We start from the raw sequence: 18725 nt of genomic DNA, 5'->3' as shown, positions 1-18725 counted from the left end.
CCTTAGAAAGACAAGCAAGCTTTAATTTTATTTTATTAGCTCTTTTTGCACCATACCATTCTGAAGTCCAAGGGTTTTCGTGAGGTAAAGCCATTTTATAAAGTACTGTTTTTTTCCAAAAAGCAATTTGATATGAAAACATGTCTTTTGAAGGAGGCACTACCATATAAATATCATTAGAACTGGTTTTTTCTAATTTGTTATAACTCTGATGATTTAAACAAAATGAATCTAAATTATGATCTTTAAAATAGTTAAAATATTCTATTATTTTTTCATTGTTTACATCCGCCATAAAAATAAAATCTATCATCATCAGTAAAACAGAATCGGTTTCAACTAAATCAAGCCCTTTTCTAAACGCCTTACCAAAACTATCTTGTACCCCAATGTTTGTGCACACTAAGTTTAATTTTGCATGGGTATGCGTTTTACTTTCAGTATTCAAATAAATAACCCCATTATACTCTGGCCAATACATATGAAATAAATCAAAAAAAACAGGCCATAAATCAGCATATGCGTCAGATGAGTTTACGAAAATAGAATAATCTTTCATTTATTATTTTGTTTTGTATTTAGAGTAAAAGTTATTGATGATACTCCTTACCATATCTTTCTCGTAAGTTGTTATACCAACAGACCAAACTACCATAAAAAAGAAACAGGTACTAACAACTAAAACTATAGCCAACCTAATAAAACCTTCTATTAAAAAATAATTAGGAATTGATGTAATTAATATTAAAATTATAAAAGATAAAATGCTTTTAAACACCACATCCTTTAGATATTCCGAGACAGATAAACCACACTCTTTTTTTGCGAAATATAAAATAAGACCTGCATTACAAACAGCGAAAATTATATAGACGAAATACAAGGTATATGGAGGGAAGCCAAAATAGAATAAAACATAAGTTGCTATTAACGGTGTAAAATTTAGTATGGAAACATAAGTTTCAAATTTCCTAATATTTCCTACAGCAGCAATAGAAGATGATAAGGTAAGAAAGAGCTGTTCTATTAAATTTCTAACTAGCAATAATTGGCAAAATATAACAGCAAATTCAGGTACTTCTTTTAACCAGAACCCAAAAATATAAGGCATTTCAAGAATAACTGGTACGTAAAAAATGGTTAACAAAAAAAACGAAACCTTACTCCCTATAAAAGACGCTTTTAACATTAAACTTCTATTGCCGGCACCTTCACTTTTTGCTATTAATGGGTTTAAGGCTTTCATCATAGTGCCTGCAAAAGCTCCTAGTTGACCACTTACTTGTCCCGCAACTCCTTGGGCTGCATTTACACCAGTGCCAAAAAACATATTAATAACAATACTTTGCCCATAATTTGTAATTAAACTACTAGAAGAACCCAAAAAGCTCCACCCTGCAAAACCAGTCATTTCTTTAAATAATGGTTTGTTAAAATATTTTTTTATATTAATGTCTACTTCTTCATATTTTTTATGGCAATAAATTTGACGTATAATTAATAATAAGACGGATAGCGAAGCCATTAAAAGCCCATACATATATAATTTATCGAAACTCGTATAGGTAATAAATAAGGCGATGCCTAACTTAAATATCGTTTCCGCTATACGCAAAATAGCTACAAATAACATGTTTTCGTGCGCATTAATAATTGCATCATACGGTACGGATATTATGGTGAAAAACGTACTTACAATTAAAAATTGATAGATAAGTTTTGCAACACCTATCCGTTCTATGTCAATTTTTAAAATACCATCAAACAGAAAATATCCAACAATTTCTAATAAAACAACAACAGCAATAGCAATAAAAAAATGTAATACGAGGCTAATGTTAAAAATACTTTTTTGCTTTTTAAAATTACCTTCTCCTTGCGCAAAAGACATGAACCGCTGTGAAGCTGCCGCCATTGCCGCATTTAAAAAGGTTAACATTACAATTGCACCACCTACTACATTAAAAATCCCAAAATCTTCGGCACCTAAGGCGGCTAGAATTAAACGTGTTGTGTACAAAGACATCAACACTGTAATAGCCATTTGAGCGTATAAAATTCCCGTATTTTTTGCTACGCGTTTTGCTTCTTTCATGTATCGTTTTAGTTGCCTAAATTATTTAGAAATAATACGTTTCTTTTATTTACCATTTAAAAATATTAAAAACATTATGTTTCTAAATGAAACGCATTGTACTAGTTTCTGCCATCTAAAACTATGGCATTCTCTTGCTTTATTAAATTCTTTTCCATACTATGAATAGGTAACGTAACTTCTACACAAGCACCTAAAGTCTCCATTTCTATAATTACCTTATTTTTTCCTGCATGGGTTAAATAGGTACCATGTAATCCTTTAAAAGGGCCTTCTAAAATGGTAACTTTTGTTCCTTTGGCCATTCTATTTGTTCTGGTACAAATAGTTGAAACAAGATTTGTATTGTTAGATAGAATTCTTAAATTTTCAATCTCGGTATCCTTAACAACTGCGTATGTACCCAAATACTTTAAAATAGAAACAACACCTATTATGGGATAAACCGCTAATAATTCTTTTTGAGTTGCTTGCACAAACACATAAGAATTGATTAAGGGCACTTGCATTTTCTTTTTACGATCACTCCATTGTTTTACCACGGTTTGTAAAGGTAAAAAAACGTCGAACCCAGCCTTAGAAAGTCTTTCTTCTACTTTTTTTTCTGCTTTAGGTCTAGTAAATACGGCAAACCACTGCTTATCTTTTGTTGTTTTTTTTGGTAAATTCATACTATCTTATTTTAATCATTGTTTTTTAAAAACAAGCCTAACATATTATGACTTCGCTACTTTTAATTTTTAAGCTATTTATTTTATTGTTAATTTTAATAAATTCAAAAAACAAAATTGGAAACACTTTTCCCAAATAGTTATGGCTTCGCCATCGAAAATCACATTTTAGTAGTAAATAAAAATTTAATACATAAAAACGACAACGTTTACAGGAACTTTTTAGGTAATAAAAAGTCTCATTTTCAATAAAAAGATAGGAAATTGGTTAACCAAAAGACTTACAATAATATAATTCTTAAATGGAACCTTAGGGGGGTGGCAATCCTTATTCGAGACAAAGAAATGTAAAACTTTAAACTTAAATAGCAATTATTTTAACCTAAAAAGCAATTATTTTAACTATCGTAAATTATTAACTTACTTCTTCTTTTTTTCAATTATCCTCATTTTCTTCTAATAAAGCTTATTTATAACAATAAAACGTATCGTTTTAGCTATTAATATCTTAAAAGCAACCTTAAAGCATCTTTTTTATATAAAAGAATACAAATTGATTATAGCAGAGGTTCTTTTTTTTTTTTAAACAAGCCGAACCTATTACAACTAAGATATTTCTAATTTTTAAACTATGTATGCTACTGTTAATTTCAGCAAATTTGAAAACCAAAATTGGAAGTAATTATCCCAAAAAATATGGCTTCGCCGCCGAAAATCACATTTCAGTAGTAAATTAAAATTTAATACTTAAAAATGACAACGTTATTAGAAACTCTTTAATTAACAAAAAGTCTCATTTTCAATAAAAAGCTGGATAATTGGTTAACCATAAGATTTACAGTAACATAACTCTTATATAGAACCTTTAGGGGGGTAGCAATCCTTTTTCTTTCTTCGCAAATATAGAATTTTTAACATACAAAGCTAATTATTTAACTTAAAAAACTACTTATTTACTACTCATTTTTAAAAATTGTCCTCACCTTTTTCTAATAAAGCTCAATTATAACAACAAAACTACTCTTCTAATTAGCAGCACTTTACACCAGCCGTAAAGCAGGTTTCTTATAATAAATCTAGATAACACCTGCCAAAACAAACTAGAAAACACCAATTTTTCTAAAATATGATTAATTTTTGATCTCATTTTTTAAAGTTTTTATTTTATCCGTAGTACTATTTTTCTGATTTTGAAAAAAATTGGTATTACCTTATAAAGAAAGACTTGCTTATTATAGCATACTAACACCATTTGCCTCTGCATAAAATTGCAACAGTCTAACAAATAGAAAACAGCACCGAATTTATTGTCTTTCTTTTCGTTTCCTTGAAAAACACCTTATTTATAATGCTCCCCATCAAGAACAATTTTTTAAAAAGGTAGAAATATGTTTACATCTGCAAACAGTTCTAATTTTTAGAACAAATAAAGCATCTACTAACGCAACATTCGCTCTAGATTCTAAATTATCACTAAATACAGAAAAACAATCTATTCTTTTAAAAAGTAGTTTTATATTTATAAAAAAATTAAAAAAACATGAAATTTAGGTTTTACCATGTATTCTTCTTAGCGTATCTTTTATGTACTGCTTGCACTAATGAAGACTCTAAATTTGACCTTGACACTCATCTTTATGCAAATGTAAATACATCTATTTCTAGTAATGATGTATTAGGTACATGGGATATCTATCCTGTAGCATTCGATGATAATTATAAAGAAGTTCCTGTTAATTATCAAGATTGTGATAGCGATGATCTTCTATTACTATAAACCAATTACCTTAAAGGGTTCATCTTTCTAAAAAATGACAATTCAAGATGTAGTAGGCACTTTTTCTATTATTGGCAGCAATCAAGATGCTGATAAAAACACGTATAAAGGAGAACTTCATTTATCTTTAGATGAAAATGAAAGAATTATTGCCAAATGGAATATTAGTGAATCTCAAGAACAATCTGGTACAGGATTTTTTAAAAATAACATTCTTGTGATCAACTTTACATATGTAGGCTTTGAAGATAAAATATATAAAGGAGTGGTGGTTTATAAATGTTTAAACAAAGATATTTTAGAAGGTTTTTGGTCTGAAGAAGCAGGAAACCCGAAATTCTTAGGATCAGAAAATTGTTTTAGAGTAAAAAACTCTAAAACAATTTTAAATTAGATTCTAATTTTATTTTGGCACACTTGCCTTATAAATTTCTACCTCAGAGGTTGTCGTAATCTGATAAGTTGTATTCGCTTTAATAAGCACAGATTCTCCTTTATCTAAAGAAATAGACTCCTTATTTTGGGTAACAGTGGCAGCTCCTTTTAAAGCCATTAATATTTCTACAGAATTTGAAGTAGCAGTATGAGTGACCGTTTTTGTCAATTCAATTTTACTTAGTTCAAAATCTTTAGCCTTGGTTTTAAAAACAACTTCTCCGTTTGCTTTATTTTCATCACCAAGTAAAATATTCGGAATCGTTTCTTCGAATTTTGTGTTTTTAATCAATTCGGCAACATCTATATGCTTGCTTGTTAATCCAGCTCTTAAAACATTGTCTGAATTTGCCATTAACTCCATATTTACACCTTCTAAATACGCATGTGGCACGCCTGCATCCTGAAAAATAGCTTCTCCCCTGCTTAAATTTAAAATATTAAAAAAGTAAATAGAAAAGATTCCTTTATCAATATCTTCAGTATCTTTATTGTTTAATGATTTTGCTGCCCAAAATGCTGGCGAAGATTTCGCTAACTCATTCTTTCTATATTTAGGTAGAATTCTTTTTACCAAAGGTCTTAAAATTGTATTTACCTCTTCTTGGCTATATTCCATTACCTTTTTATAAAGTCCTAAATACCCTTCTTCTAAAAAAGTGTTTAATAAGAAACTTAATTCTACTGTTTCTTTTAAGTTTTTTACTAATTTTTCTTGTTCTAAAAAACCATGTAACAACCAAAAATCTGTTAAAGCCACCATTATTTCTGGCTTGTGATTTTCGTCTTTAAAATTTCTATTACTTGCTGTTAATGGAATTCCTTGTTCGTTTTCTTTTTTATACCCTATTTTAGCCGCAGCAATACTAGGGTGTACTTGTATAGAAAGCATTTTACTAACATCTAAAACTTTAAACAAATAGGGTAATTTACCGAAGTCGGTTGCCACCTCTTCCCCTAAGTTCTCTGTTCTATTTTGATCTAAAAACTGCTCTAAAGAAACGCTGCCTTTATCTGTAATTACTTTAGATGGTGCTTTTAAATGCGCCCCTAACCAATATTCTGCATACGTGGTGTTTGGTACTATCGGTTGTGAAACTAAATTAGGAATGAAGCTTTCTCCACCCCAATCATAATTTTGCACTTGTCCTTCAATTCTAAATAGTCGATTGTCTTTTGTATCCAAATTCCCCATATTTTTTTTATTAGCCGTTTATTAATTCTTTAAGATCATAGACTTTTCTTAATAGTACTCTTTCATCTATTTTATGAACCAAATCTTCCGCAGATATCTTCCTCATTTTCTTCATTAGCGTTTTGTTGAAAATATTTTTTGGTGATGTGTGAACAATCAAATTAATATCTTCTGTTTTAGACAAAAATCGTACACCCGCTTTTACTGCAGACATGGATGTCTTTTCTTTTCGTAAATTTAAAATAGAAATATCAAATTTAGAAGATTCTTTTAACTTAAAAAGAAATTTTAATATTTTATTATCATTGCCATTATTTACAAGACATATTTTATATTGTTTATTAAAGAATGATTTTAAATAGAAATTTTCTAAAACATCCATATCGCTCTTACCAAAAACAACGATGATCCCTTTCTTCATATTTCCTTTTTTTAATAATTTTAAGCACTGTTAATGCATTTTAGACCAACAGTTCCTTTATTTTTAACAAACTATTTTTTCTTTCCTTTTCTATAAAACCAAGCTATTTGACCTAATTGCCCCACTATTTTTACAGAATCTTTCATAGATAGTTTAGAACCATCTGCATGAATCCATCTTTTTAAGGGTTGCTCACATAACATTTCTTTTGCTTTATCCAATCCATAATGAAGTGTTATTCTTCTAAAAATTTCAACATCAAAAATCCATTGTGTTACAAATTTATCACCAAAAGAAATATCAATAACATCTTTATGAAATATTTTTGCTCCACATTGTGTATCCTTAAAGTCCATAGAAAGTATTTTTCTGATGATAAAATTAATCGTCATACTAATAATTTTCCTTGCAGATTCTTTAGTAATATTCGCCCCCATTCTACTAATTCTAGAACCACTTACTATTTTATACTTTGCATTCCCTTCAATAGTGGTAACTAAATCGTCAAAATCGGCTAAATCTGTAGATAAATCGGCATCTAAAAATCCTATAAAGTCTAAATCTTCTTGTTTAGCCATGTATAACATTCCTTGTCTTACCGCTTCTGCTTTACCTCCATTTTTTTCACAATCGTACACGGTAATAAAATCTTCTCTACCTTTTCTTAGTGTATTTAAAACTTCTAATGTTTTGTCTTTACTTCCATCGTTTACAAAACACAAATGATAGCCAGAGTTTTTATCTATATAATCTGTAAACTCTTTACTTAACAATCTTTCTTCTTCGTTATAACAAGGAATTACAACACCTACACATCTTTCTTGAATAATGGTGTTTGAGTATTTTTTTGTGCTATCCATATTTTCTGGAGCACCAATTAATCTTTTTGTTCTTAAGCCAACCTCTGTTAAACTTAATGGCTTTTTCATGTAATCATTTACTCCTAGCTCAAAACCTTTGGTAATCATTTCATCATCTGTATTACCAGATAAAATCATAATTGGGGTGTCAGATTTTTTTACTTCTCTAATATGTCTTACAACTTCTAACCCAGAAATGGTAGGCATATTAATATCAACAATAACTAAATCTGGCTGAAAAGAATTAAATAATTCAATTCCTTTTACACCATCAGTTTCTGTAATTACTTCATACCCCATTTCTTTTAATCTAACTTCTAATGGAATTAAAACTAATTTCTGATCATCTATTGCTAATATTTTCATGTCTGGGGTTTTTTTATTAATTAATTACACTGCAAAAATACTTTAGTTTTATTACCTTACTTTTAAATTAGTTATTAAAGGTAGTTTAACTCAGTTGAAAGGTAGTTTACTTTAGACTAATATAAAAAATTATCCTTAAAAATATTTATCTTTACATCATTATAAGCCCGACTTCTGTTAATGAAAGAAAAATCTAATAAATACTTAATTACTGCAATTCTTTTGGCAGTACTTTTTCATGGATCTACTATTTTCTTTACACTAGAAACTACTTATGATGCTTTAATTCATTTGTTTTTTGCAGATCATTATGCACATCATTGGTTTGAACCTTGGAACTATAAGTGGTACACTGGTTTTACGGTACAAAGTTATCCGCCTTTAGTACATCAAACAATTGGCGCATTATCTTTAATAGGAGGGCTAAAATTTGGAATGTTTACGGTTGCCCTAATTGCTATTTTACTCTTTGTTACGGGGGCTTATAGATATTCTTTACTAATAACAGCAAATAGAACTGTTGCTGGTTATGCGGCTATTTTAGCCGTATTTTCTTCCTCTTTTGTAGAAACCTTACATATTTTTGGGCAATTGCCCAGTATTATTGGAGTTTCCGTTTTAATGCATTCCTTACCAGAAATTTATTTATGGCTTAAAACAGGTAAATATAAATTTTTCTTTACATCGCTTTCTTTAATTGCCGTTACCGTAACCTCTCATCATGTTACCCCCATTTTTGGAATGTTATTTTTTATTTTTCCTCTAATTGGTACTGTAATTATGGATGTAGCTAAAGAAGAAGCAGGTTCTTATAAAGATGTTACATTCTTATTGTTTCTAAAAACGTTTATGAAACAATTAAAACGAAACTTAACATTTGGTTTTTCTGCTTTACTACTTATTATATTTTGCATTTTCCCATATTGGATGAACTCTAAATTAAATCCAATTACTCAAGTACCAATTCCGCATGGTTCTAGAGATAGTTTTATAGAAGTAACCTCATCTGGTTTGGTATTTTTTACAATTCCATGGGGACTTTTATTGTTTGTGCTTCCTTATTTATTCTATAGATATTTTAGTAAAAGATATATCTGTTTTGGTATCTCTTTTACCATGTTGGTTATTTTAGGTACAGGAGGAACAACCCCAATACCCAAAATACTTTTAGGTGAAAATGCCTTTAATATTTTAACGCTAGATAGATTTACACTTTGGGCTACCATTATGTCTATTCCTATTTTTGGCGAATTTATTTATAGGTTTGTAGAAGGTGATTTAAAAACGTTAATACAAGATCGGTTTGGCGCCGTTTATCATAGATTAATAGGAGGCCTTTTAGCAGGCGCTTATGTTTCTATGGTCATTTTTACTATGAGCTTAGGATACTTTAGACCGTCACAACCTCAAAAAATAAAAATGTTGCCTATTGTTAATTTTTTGAGTCAAGATTCTCATGATCAATGGCGGTATTTAACGTTAGGTTTTGGAGATCAAATGGCATGGTTAGCTGCACAAACAAATGCTTTGAGTGTAGATGGTAATTACCACTCTGCAAGACGATTACCAGAATTAACCACAAGACCCATAGAGCGCTTAGAAAATTCTAAATTTAAAGGAGTTGCTGGTATTGGTTCTTTGCAACAGTTTTTAACAACTCCAGAGAAATACAATTTAAAATATATTTTTTCGAATGATAAATTTTATGATCCGGTATTATTTTTCTGCGGATGGCAGCGTTTATCTCAGTTAGAAAATGGTATTATGGTTTGGGAAAAATTAAACGTACCTCCTATTTCTTCTATTTTACCAAAAGAAGATGTACCTGCATGGGTAAAAATAATTTGGGGAATTATTCCTTTTTTAACCGTGCTTATTGCCTTTATTTTAAATGTACAATCCTTATTTGTAAACAGTTTAAAAACAAAAATAAAAGCGGTACCGGTTTACTTTAAATTTAAAGTAGAATATAATAAATTTCCTAGAATTGTTTTAAAAGCACTTCATATTTGGGCAGTAATATTAATACTTGTTATTGCGTATGCCTGCTATATGTTTTACATTAAAAATGATACCCAAAGGTCTCCAGAAAATGTGGTAAAAGCGTATTATGACGCTGTCGATTTTAAAGAATTGAATAAAAGTTTTACCTATATAGACCCAGAAGATCAACTTACACGTGATCAATATTTATTAGAAATATCGGTTACAGATGGTTTATTAAGTTCTTATGCAAAATTAGATGCTATTACTACAGAAATTATAAAACAAACAGATAGTATGGCTACTTTAAAAGTAGAAACAAAATGGATTACTCCTCTTGAAAAATTATCGAAAACAGAATTTAAAACAGCGGTTAAAAGAAACAGAAAATGGTATTTAAAACCTACAAGAAAATCTATAGATTTACCGCCAGATCAATTATACTCTAAGAATTCTACGGGTTATTTTAACCAAGGAAGAAGAAGAATTACCACAGAACAAACCCATCATGAAGATGTGTTAAAACAACCTGTTTTAGAAATTGTATCTGCTAAATTGATAAAATTTAACAAACGGTATGCTATTATTGGTGAAGTACAAAATATAGACAATGTTCCATCAGACGTAGTCTTAAAAGGAACGCTTTATAATGATGATAATAAAGAATTGGCTACTTACAATGCAAAACACATTTTAAAACACAAATTAATGCCGAAAGAAATTAGTGCTTTTAGAATTAATTTTGAAGGTATTGCGTGGTCTAAAACAAAAGATTCTATTCCAAAAACATTTAATCCAGATGAATTTACGCCTGTAGAATTAAGTGAACAACCCACAAAATTTAATTTACAAGCTGCAGGAAACACCACAAATTCTGATCTTTTTAAAGACATTGTTTTAAGTGAAATGAATATTACACCTAATGTTATTAGCGGAACTTTATTTAATAGTGGAATTCAAGAAATTACGGTTCCTCAATTAATTATTACATTTTACAATGAGAAAAAAGAAATGATTTGGGTAGACAACCTGTTTTTAAAAGAAGGAATACGACAAGAAAGAAAACTGCGTTTTAACTATCCAATACCGCTAAACCCAGTTATAAAAACCATTAATGATAACATGAGTTTTTGTTTTGTAAACGGTTTGCCAAATAAAGATATTGCCTTTAAAATAATGCCAAACAGAATAAAAAATCAAACCATTGGTAACTTACAAAAAGTAACACATCCACTTTTTAGTTATGTAAGAATAGAATTAAGTATGTATATCGGTAATCCAAAATAATGAAGTTAAAACAAGTTTTTTTTCTGATACTGTTTCAGTTCGTAGTGATTTCTTTTCTTGCACAAGAAACAACTGCGACGCATTCTGGTATTTCTTTAATATCTACAAAAAAGACTTTTATTGTGGGTGATAAAATTACGCTCGAGTTTCTTGTAAAAAATGACTCGCTTATTCAATTATATTGTGCTAATAGTTATGGAGCTACCGTTTTAACACCTAAAGTTATAGCCAAAAAAAACACGTTTAAAATCCCCTCTTTTATGTCAAAAAAAAGAGGTGTATTATCTTGGAGCATTATAAATTCTTCAGAAGAAATTTCTGGTAATATATCCATTCTTTCGCAACAGCAACCAACCACTATAGAAACCTATGTAGGGCCACCAAGTATAGATGCCGGTGGTTTAGATTACACCATGTTAGTGGTAATACCCACAGATAGTTTAGACAACCCTATTTTAGATCATAGTAAAGTTGATGTAAAGTATCAATTTTTGAAATCAGAAAAATCTCAACCTATTTTAACCGATAAATTAATAGGCTATAAAAACATCTTTTCTCCTAAAAAAAGTGGAAGAATGATTATTTCATCAGAATCTTATGGTTTAAATTCTAAAGAATTTGACGTAAATATTATGCCTGCTATTGCTACCAATTTTAAACTTTTTGCAAGCAGAAATCATGAATATGCAGATGGTAATCAAATTACAACCTTTTACACGTCCATCATAAAAGACAAAAACAGAAATATTGTAAGTGATGGGAGTTATATAGAGTTTTATATCACCAATAAAAAGGGAGATATTTTAAAAACCACTGGTACTACAATAAATGGTGTTGCTCATGCAAAAATTATTCATCCAGATTTTGAAGAAGTATGGAAAGTGAAAGCATATTTTATAGGTATTTCAGAAAGTAACGCCATAACAATTAAGTACAAAAAAGTAATTGAAGATTATACTGTTTCTTTTACAGCACATAATAGAAGCATAAAAGTAGGACCCTTAAAAAGTTTTATGAAGCAAATAATTCCGGATGGACTCTCTGTAAAATTATCTATTTATAAAAATAACACTCTTACTAAAGAGCTTTTTAAAGAATCTTTAAATGGGTTTGCTACGTTTTATTTAGATCCCAATATTTTCGAAAATAATTTGTATAAAATTGTTATTGAAACTGCAGGAATTAAAAAAGAATTTAAAAGTTTTAAATTATGGTAAAAACGAACAAACGAATTCTTAGAGGTGTTTTAATGCTTACTTATTTATTTATAATAGGAATTCTTTTATTCTTAGTAAGCTCTTTGTACAGTTTTTTAAATACAGGTGCAGACAGAAGTAAAATGTTGCACACAGAGGTAAAACAAGTAGAACAATATCTACCTAAAGTTACTTGGAAAAATGATGGAAACAAAGGAAGAAAAATAAGTCAAGAAAAAATAATTGCTGTTCAGAATGATTATTTAGACGCTTGGTACGTAAAACAAGTTGCCTATAAAACCAATACTAGAGTAGGAATTGAAGATTATTTTACTAAAAGCTCTCGAAAAAACATATACAACATATTAGATTACAATAAATTACATAAAACGTCTATAGAGTCTACGACCTTAGAACACAACTTAGATCTCGAGTTTTTTAGTGAAGATGGGCAATTAATTGTTTTAAAAGATTCTAATGCTTTAGAGTATAAAAAAATTTTTAAAGACAAAAAATTAATTTTAGAATCTACTGAAGTCTCCACTTATAGATACGTTTTATTGCTAGAAGATGGTTTTTGGCGGGTAAGACATATGGTAAAAGAAAGTACTGCTAAATTTAAGGATACCTCTCAAAAAAATCCATTAAATTTTACAAATATAAAAGGGATTAACTATTATCCGCAAGCGACTCCTTGGAATATGTATGGGGATGCATTTGACATCAATATTATTAAAAACGATTTTAGAATTATTAAAAAAGCCGGTTTAAATTCTATAAGAATATTTGTGCCTTACGAAGATTTTGGAAAAGCAAATGTAAAATTTGAGAAGTTAGAAAAACTAAAAAAAGTTTTAGATACGGCGTTCGCAGAAGACTTAAAAGTTGTAGTTACTTTGTTTGATTTTTACGGAAATTATGATGTTTTAGATTGGACATTGAACCAAAGACATGCCGAAAAAATTGTAGAAACATTTAAAGATCATCCGGCTATTTTAGCCTGGGATGTTAAAAATGAACCGAACTTAGATTTTGCTTCTAGAGGCGAAGTAAATGTAACCGCTTGGTTAGATTTTATGATTATCTTAATAAAAAAAATAGATAAAAAACATCCTGTAACTATTGGTTGGTCTAATACAAAAAGCGCCACTATTTTAAAAGATAAGGTAGATGTAGTCTCTTTTCATTATTATGAAGATATAGAGCAACTTGAAAGTGAATACCTAAAATTAAAAGAAGAAATAAAAGACAAACCAATCGTTTTACAAGAGTTTGGTTTATCTTCTTATGGTGGTTTTTGGAGACCATTTGTGGGCTCTGAAGAAAAACAAGCAAACTATTATAAAGAAATACAAAGCATCATGACAAAAAACTCAATTCCTTTTATGTCATGGACTTTATATGATTTTGATGTTGTACCCAAAGAAGTTTTAGGAAGTCTTCCTTGGAGAACAAACCCTCAGAAAAAATTTGGTTTTATCACCAGTTCTGGTGCAAAGAAATTATCTTATAAATATATTTCTAAAGAATAATGATTACTTCTTTTTAGCTATAATTTTATCAAATTCTTCTAAATACATATTCGTAATTCTTTCCATAGGAAAAGCAGTTGCAGCTTTATAATTAGCTTCACCTAATTCAATTCTATAGGCATCATTAGTTACAATCGCTTTAATGGCGTTTGCTAAACTTGTTACACTTTCTGGTTCAAAAAACTCTCCTCTATATCCTTCATCTTCAATTAAAGTGGCTAAATCTCCTAAATTTGGCATTACTACTGCTCTACCATAACTACCTGCTTGGTGTAATACTCCAGAACTACCTGTTGTAGACGTATAAGGAAAAACAACTACAGCACTTTCTGTAAACAACGGTTCTACTTCATTTTCTTCTACATACCCAGTAAACGTAAGTTGTGGTACATGTTTATACGTTTCTTTAGCATTTTCTAAATAACCGGGTACGTTAGGATTGTCTGTTCCGGCAATTACAATTTCTAAATCTAAGCCAGTTTCTTTTCTTACAATTTCTACAGCTTCAATCATAGCTTCTACTTTTTTGTAGGTTCCGAATTTACCAAAAGCCATAATTTTTAAAGGACCTTCTGGCAATTTTTGTGATGGATTATCAGGAATTTCAAAAGTTCCATGAGGAATCATTTTTACATTATCAACCTTGTATTTATCTTCTAAGGTAGTAACATATTTATCCATGGTTACCGTAACTAAATCTGCTTTTAAAATCAATCTGGTTAAGGATGTACCAATAAAATTATATATTTTTTGAGCCAATTTATTAGAAGTAAATCCAGCACTATCTAAATCTACTTGTTCTAAAATATTATGTAATAAAACGATGGTAGGAATTCCTTTCATTTTACAAATTAAAGGCAATGTTAACCCTAATGCAGCAACAACTTTCTTATCTCCAAACTTCATAAATTGCAAGTTGAATAAAACAGCATCTGGTTTGGTTTCATTAATTGCTTTTATAACATTATTTGTATTACCGTAGCTATTAAATTTCCAACATTCTTTCACCGTAATTTTACATCCTTTCTCCGTAAAATTAATATCTTTTCCTTCTGGAGTTTCATCCGTTAAAAGAATTAATTCTGTTACTTTTTCACTTTGCCTAAAACTTTTTACTAAGTGATATGCGTATTCGTTTAAAGTTACTTTACTTGGTGGATATGCAGTTACGAGGGCTAATTTCATATTGTGAATTTTTAATTATGATTCAAATTTCAGGTTTTTACTTTTATTTTTTATACTAAAACGGCTCAAAGACCATTATATATAGATGATTGGAAAATAGGTTTAGATATTATTATTCTTTAGTTTCTTTAATGGCTTTTGTAGCTTTAGAATCTTTAAAAAAGAAGAAACTAAGTTGCACTATTAAAAGTAAAACCATTGCTATAATTTGCACATGAACAACTTGCTCTAATGTTTCATGATACAGCACAACCAAAACTATTTGTAACATTCCAAAAATTCCAGAAAGTACAACAGGCACATATTTATCTAACGACAAATAATAATATGCAAATATATTTGAGATGGCAAAAATTCCTGTCGCAGAAGCATATTTCCATAATAATGATGCAACTGATAAGTATTCACTACCAAATAAAATTTTAATTATTTCATCAGGAAATAAAAAGCAACTAATAACGATTACAGCAGCAATAAAACCAATATAAACAACGTATTTTAACAAGATTGGTAACGTATCTTTGCCTTCTTTTTTTAATTGAACAACTTTTGGTAAAAGTAACATTACAAACATCCAAGCAATAAAATAGACAACTCTACCAATAAGTGCTAATGAAGCGTATAAACCAGCCTCATAAGATTCAAAATAATGTTTTACTAATAAAATATCACTGTTGTTAATAATGATTTGTGTTAACTCGTAAAAAGCTGTAATAACAAAGAAGTTCTTTACCAACTTTTTATTATCTGCCTCTAAACTAAAAGGTTTAAGTAAAGAAATATGGCTGCTTTTAAACGGAATTAATCCAAAAACAAAAGAACAAAAAATACCGATTGCTATAATTAAAGAAGAATCAATATCTAAAAAATATAATAATGCGAAGGTTAATATTAAACGACTAATCATTTCTGATTGATACGTAATTGATAAAGATTTTAATTCTTGTTTTCCTTGAAAAACGCCTCTATTTACACTCATTAAAAAATAAAACGGAACTCCAAATCCAAAAATAACAAACATTGTAGAAGAAGTTGTTTTAAAGAAATGCTGCAATTGCGTTGAAAAAACAATAATAGCAATTCCTAAAAAGATTCCGGTAAATAAAGCATTTTTATAAATTTTAGAAATAAAGCCGGTAAAAATAGTATCTTCAAAAAGTACAGAAAATTTAGCTGTTACCAATTGAAAAGTCATTGCCACAAAAGACAATACCAATAAAAATGTAATTAAGATAGCTGCATCTGCAAATTTTTCTGGCCCTAAAACACGTCCTAAAACCAAATTGTATAAATAGTTTCCTCCATTTACAAGAAGAACACTTAACATAAATAACTGTTCCGGTTTAATTCCGTTTTTCACAAATCGTATAATTGCTTGCATATTATTCCTCTTTTTATTGAGCTATTTTTACGTTCTCAAATTAATCATAAATTTCTTTACAATCATCAATATTCTATTACTATTTTCTAGATAACCCAAAATCTTACTAAAAACAAATATCACCTAGTTTCTTCAAAAATAATTCCTTTTCACGTTGAAAAACACTTTTATATCGATAAAAGATTAATTACTATTGCTTAACTTGCCAAAGCTAAATTTAAACCTATGAAAATAATATATTCTACTCTTTTCTTCTTTCTTTTCTTGAGTATACAAAGCTTTAGTCAAGATATGCAAGAAGGTTTTACCTACTTAGAAACAGGTAAATACAAAGAAGCTGAAGTTTTTTTTAAAGATATCCTAAAAGAATACCCTACAAACAAAACGGCAAGACTTTGTTACGGAAGAGCCATTGGTTTAAATGGAAAGGCAACAGCTGCGGTAACACTTTTTACAAATTTACTAAAAGATTATCCCACAGATTTTGAAGTGAAACTGAATTATGCAGAATCTTTACTTTGGAATAAAAATTATCCTGATGCAAAATCTTTTTATCAAACTTTACTAAAAGAAAATGATAAAAGCTTTCCTGCATTGTTAGGTTATGCGAATACTTTATCTAATTTAAAAGAATTTGAAGATGCTTTAATCTACGTAGATAAAGCTTTAGAAGTACTCCCTGGAAACCCTAATGCATTGGTTTCTAAGAAATATATGAGATTAGGATTGGCGAGTAAAAAAGTAACGGATCAAAAATATGAGGAAGCAGAAACAATTTTAAAAGAAAATTTTACTTCTTTCAAAGACGATAAGGAAACATTACTAAACCTTGCTAATTTGTATTTAATTTCTAAACAAATAGAAAAAGCGAAAAGCACTTATGAAATTATAGGTAAAAAACCAGAAGATAAACTAACCTCTTTAAACGGAATTTCTTTAGCTTATCACCTAGATACTGATGATAAAACGGCATTAACTATAAGTAAAACAGCGCTAAAAAACATTGATAAAAACACCCCTGAAACCTTAAAAAATCAAACCACAGAAAGATATATTCAAGCATTAATTTGGAATAAAAAATATACACCTGCCGAAACTGAAATTGATAAATTATTAGACAACAATGAAAAACCAGAAAACTGGATGCTTTCTTTAAGAGCTACTCTTAATATTTATAAAAGTGATTTTAAGAAGAGTATAGCAGATTATAATTTAATCTTAAAAAAAGACAGCGCTTCGTTTGATGGTAATCTTGGAAAAGCAAATGCCCTGAAAGCCTCTGGTTACTATAACAATGCTTATAAAAGTGCAGAAAACACACTTACTTTTTATGAAAAACAGAAAGATGCTTCTAACTTTATAAAACAATTAGATTTAAGCTTTACCCCTTTTGTAGAAACCAAATTTTCTTATTCTTATGATAATGGAGATAACGAAGCAAATGCTTACGATGTAAAAGCGGAAATTCCTTTTTCTACAAAGTTTAAAATTTTAGCCAATTATAATTATAGAACAACCCTTAATAATCAAATTGACTCATTAAAAGCTACTACCAATAATTTATTATTAGGTGTTTCTTATCAAATATTAAATAATGTTACCTTAAAAGGTAGTTTTGGTGTTACGTCTTCCGATTCAGAAGCTGAAAAGTACACTCAATTATTAACAGATATTTCTGTTAATATAAAACCATTTAAGCTTCAAAGTTTAGATTTAGGTTACAAAAGAGATGTTCAGAATTTTAATGCCGCGTTATTAAATGATGAAATTGTACAAAATAATCTTATTTTAAATTATAGTTTAAATACAAACTTTAACCTCGGTTGGTTTACGCAGTATTATTATACATGGCAAAGTGATGAAAACGTTAGAAACCTCTTATTTACGTCTCTTTACTATAATATCTTTGCGAAACCATCTATAAAAGCAGGTCTTAATTATCAAAATATTTCTTTTAAAGACTCTAAAGATAATTATTTTAGTCCTAGTAAATTTAATGCCGTAGAGATTTTTGTTGATCTAATAAAAGATGAAGCTGCCGCTAAGAAAAAAGAATGGTTTTATGGTTTAACTGCAGCCACTGGTCTACAATATATAGAAAATGATGACTCTCAAAGCACCTATAGAGTTCAGGCTAAATTAGGATATAAATTTTCTGAACGTGCATTAATAAACATCTATGGTTTGCAAAGTAATATAGCTTCTACTGCTGCATCTGCAACAACCACAGCTAGTTTTACGTATACTGAGTTTGGGTTACGATTTAAATGGATCTTCTTAAAAAAACCTTTGTACAAAAAATAAGGGCAAAAGATTTCTCTTTTGCCCAACAACATTCCTA

The 18725-nt window shown here is 29.2% G+C and carries 13 protein-coding genes; 5 read left to right on the top strand and 8 right to left on the bottom strand.

What is annotated here, in order from left to right; translation table 11 throughout:
- From MPF19_RS09245 to MPF19_RS09235, 3 genes are all read right to left on the bottom strand, one after another.
- Nucleotides 1-559: hypothetical protein (locus MPF19_RS09245; RefSeq protein WP_249987927.1), on the bottom strand; the 559-nt coding region annotated here is incomplete at its 3' end.
- 3 nt (nucleotides 560-562) lie between these two features.
- Nucleotides 563-2095, bottom strand: a complete 1533-nt coding sequence (locus MPF19_RS09240; protein WP_249987926.1) for an MATE family efflux transporter — start codon at nucleotides 2093-2095, stop codon at nucleotides 563-565.
- A gap of 101 nt (nucleotides 2096-2196) precedes the next feature.
- Entirely contained in the window at nucleotides 2197-2766 is a 570-nt protein-coding gene (locus MPF19_RS09235; RefSeq protein ID WP_249987924.1) for a UpxY family transcription antiterminator, read from the bottom strand.
- 1811 nt (nucleotides 2767-4577) lie between these two features.
- Between MPF19_RS09235 and MPF19_RS09230 the strand changes: the two genes are divergently transcribed.
- Nucleotides 4578-4937, top strand: a complete 360-nt coding sequence (locus tag MPF19_RS09230) for a hypothetical protein (protein WP_249987923.1) — start codon at nucleotides 4578-4580, stop codon at nucleotides 4935-4937.
- 9 nt (nucleotides 4938-4946) lie between these two features.
- Here MPF19_RS09230 and manA read toward each other — a convergent pair whose 3' ends face one another.
- The 3 genes from manA to MPF19_RS09215 all read right to left on the bottom strand — a co-directional run bounded on the left by manA (nucleotide 4947) and on the right by MPF19_RS09215 (nucleotide 7820).
- A complete protein-coding gene (gene manA, locus MPF19_RS09225; RefSeq protein WP_249987921.1) occupies nucleotides 4947-6173 on the bottom strand; it encodes a mannose-6-phosphate isomerase, class I in 1227 nt (408 codons plus the stop codon).
- A 10-nt stretch (nucleotides 6174-6183) separates the two neighbouring features.
- The gene (locus MPF19_RS09220; RefSeq protein ID WP_249987919.1) at nucleotides 6184-6594 is read right to left on the bottom strand and encodes a hypothetical protein; all 411 of its coding nucleotides are present in this window, start codon (nucleotides 6592-6594) and stop codon (nucleotides 6184-6186) included.
- A gap of 71 nt (nucleotides 6595-6665) precedes the next feature.
- Nucleotides 6666-7820, bottom strand: coding sequence for a response regulator (locus MPF19_RS09215; RefSeq protein WP_249987918.1), 1155 nt, complete (start codon nucleotides 7818-7820; stop codon nucleotides 6666-6668).
- A 180-nt stretch (nucleotides 7821-8000) separates the two neighbouring features.
- Here MPF19_RS09215 and MPF19_RS09210 point away from each other — a divergent pair, with 180 nt between their 5' ends.
- Genes MPF19_RS09210 through MPF19_RS09200 form a run of 3 tightly spaced genes read left to right on the top strand, consistent with a single transcriptional unit; the run spans nucleotide 8001 to nucleotide 13818 of the window.
- Nucleotides 8001-11090: a putative glycosyltransferase family protein gene (locus tag MPF19_RS09210; protein ID WP_249987916.1), complete on the top strand. Its 3090-nt coding sequence runs from the start codon at nucleotides 8001-8003 to the stop codon at nucleotides 11088-11090.
- Entirely contained in the window at nucleotides 11090-12307 is a 1218-nt protein-coding gene (locus tag MPF19_RS09205; RefSeq protein ID WP_249987914.1) for a hypothetical protein, read from the top strand. The genes MPF19_RS09210 and MPF19_RS09205 overlap by 1 nt, the downstream gene beginning before the upstream one ends.
- Complete coding sequence (locus tag MPF19_RS09200) at nucleotides 12301-13818, top strand: glycoside hydrolase family 2 TIM barrel-domain containing protein (protein WP_249987913.1); 1518 nt, start codon at nucleotides 12301-12303, stop codon at nucleotides 13816-13818. The genes MPF19_RS09205 and MPF19_RS09200 overlap by 7 nt, the downstream gene beginning before the upstream one ends.
- 3 nt (nucleotides 13819-13821) lie before the next feature.
- Here the strand turns inward: MPF19_RS09200 and MPF19_RS09195 are convergent, their stop codons facing one another.
- The gene (locus MPF19_RS09195; protein ID WP_249987911.1) at nucleotides 13822-15003 is read right to left on the bottom strand and encodes a glycosyltransferase; all 1182 of its coding nucleotides are present in this window, start codon (nucleotides 15001-15003) and stop codon (nucleotides 13822-13824) included.
- Nucleotides 15004-15115: 112 nt separating this feature from the next.
- Nucleotides 15116-16384, bottom strand: coding sequence for an oligosaccharide flippase family protein (locus MPF19_RS09190; RefSeq protein ID WP_249987909.1), 1269 nt, complete (start codon nucleotides 16382-16384; stop codon nucleotides 15116-15118).
- Between the two features lie 225 nt (nucleotides 16385-16609).
- Between MPF19_RS09190 and MPF19_RS09185 the strand changes: the two genes are divergently transcribed.
- The gene (locus tag MPF19_RS09185; RefSeq protein WP_249987907.1) at nucleotides 16610-18688 is read left to right on the top strand and encodes a tetratricopeptide repeat protein; all 2079 of its coding nucleotides are present in this window, start codon (nucleotides 16610-16612) and stop codon (nucleotides 18686-18688) included.
- Nucleotides 18689-18725 lie beyond the last annotated feature (37 nt).

Source organism: Polaribacter sp. Z014 (assembly GCF_023555435.1).
Classification (GTDB): Bacteria; Bacteroidota; Bacteroidia; order Flavobacteriales; family Flavobacteriaceae; genus Polaribacter.
Note: the sequence above shows the minus strand (reverse complement) of the source record. Positions and strands in the feature narration are given on the sequence as shown.

Coding starts and splice junctions, on each gene's coding strand:
- MPF19_RS09215 (WP_249987918.1), bottom strand. CDS start 7,820: ATGAAAATATTAGCAATAGATGATCAGAAATTAGTTTTAATTCCATTA.
- MPF19_RS09205 (WP_249987914.1), top strand. CDS start 11,090: ATGAAGTTAAAACAAGTTTTTTTTCTGATACTGTTTCAGTTCGTAGTG.
- MPF19_RS09240 (WP_249987926.1), bottom strand. CDS start 2,095: ATGAAAGAAGCAAAACGCGTAGCAAAAAATACGGGAATTTTATACGCT.
- MPF19_RS09190 (WP_249987909.1), bottom strand. CDS start 16,384: ATGCAAGCAATTATACGATTTGTGAAAAACGGAATTAAACCGGAACAG.
- MPF19_RS09220 (WP_249987919.1), bottom strand. CDS start 6,594: ATGAAGAAAGGGATCATCGTTGTTTTTGGTAAGAGCGATATGGATGTT.
- MPF19_RS09195 (WP_249987911.1), bottom strand. CDS start 15,003: ATGAAATTAGCCCTCGTAACTGCATATCCACCAAGTAAAGTAACTTTA.
- MPF19_RS09210 (WP_249987916.1), top strand. CDS start 8,001: ATGAAAGAAAAATCTAATAAATACTTAATTACTGCAATTCTTTTGGCA.
- MPF19_RS09230 (WP_249987923.1), top strand. CDS start 4,578: ATGACAATTCAAGATGTAGTAGGCACTTTTTCTATTATTGGCAGCAAT.
- manA (WP_249987921.1), bottom strand. CDS start 6,173: ATGGGGAATTTGGATACAAAAGACAATCGACTATTTAGAATTGAAGGA.
- MPF19_RS09185 (WP_249987907.1), top strand. CDS start 16,610: ATGAAAATAATATATTCTACTCTTTTCTTCTTTCTTTTCTTGAGTATA.
- MPF19_RS09235 (WP_249987924.1), bottom strand. CDS start 2,766: ATGAATTTACCAAAAAAAACAACAAAAGATAAGCAGTGGTTTGCCGTA.
- MPF19_RS09200 (WP_249987913.1), top strand. CDS start 12,301: ATGGTAAAAACGAACAAACGAATTCTTAGAGGTGTTTTAATGCTTACT.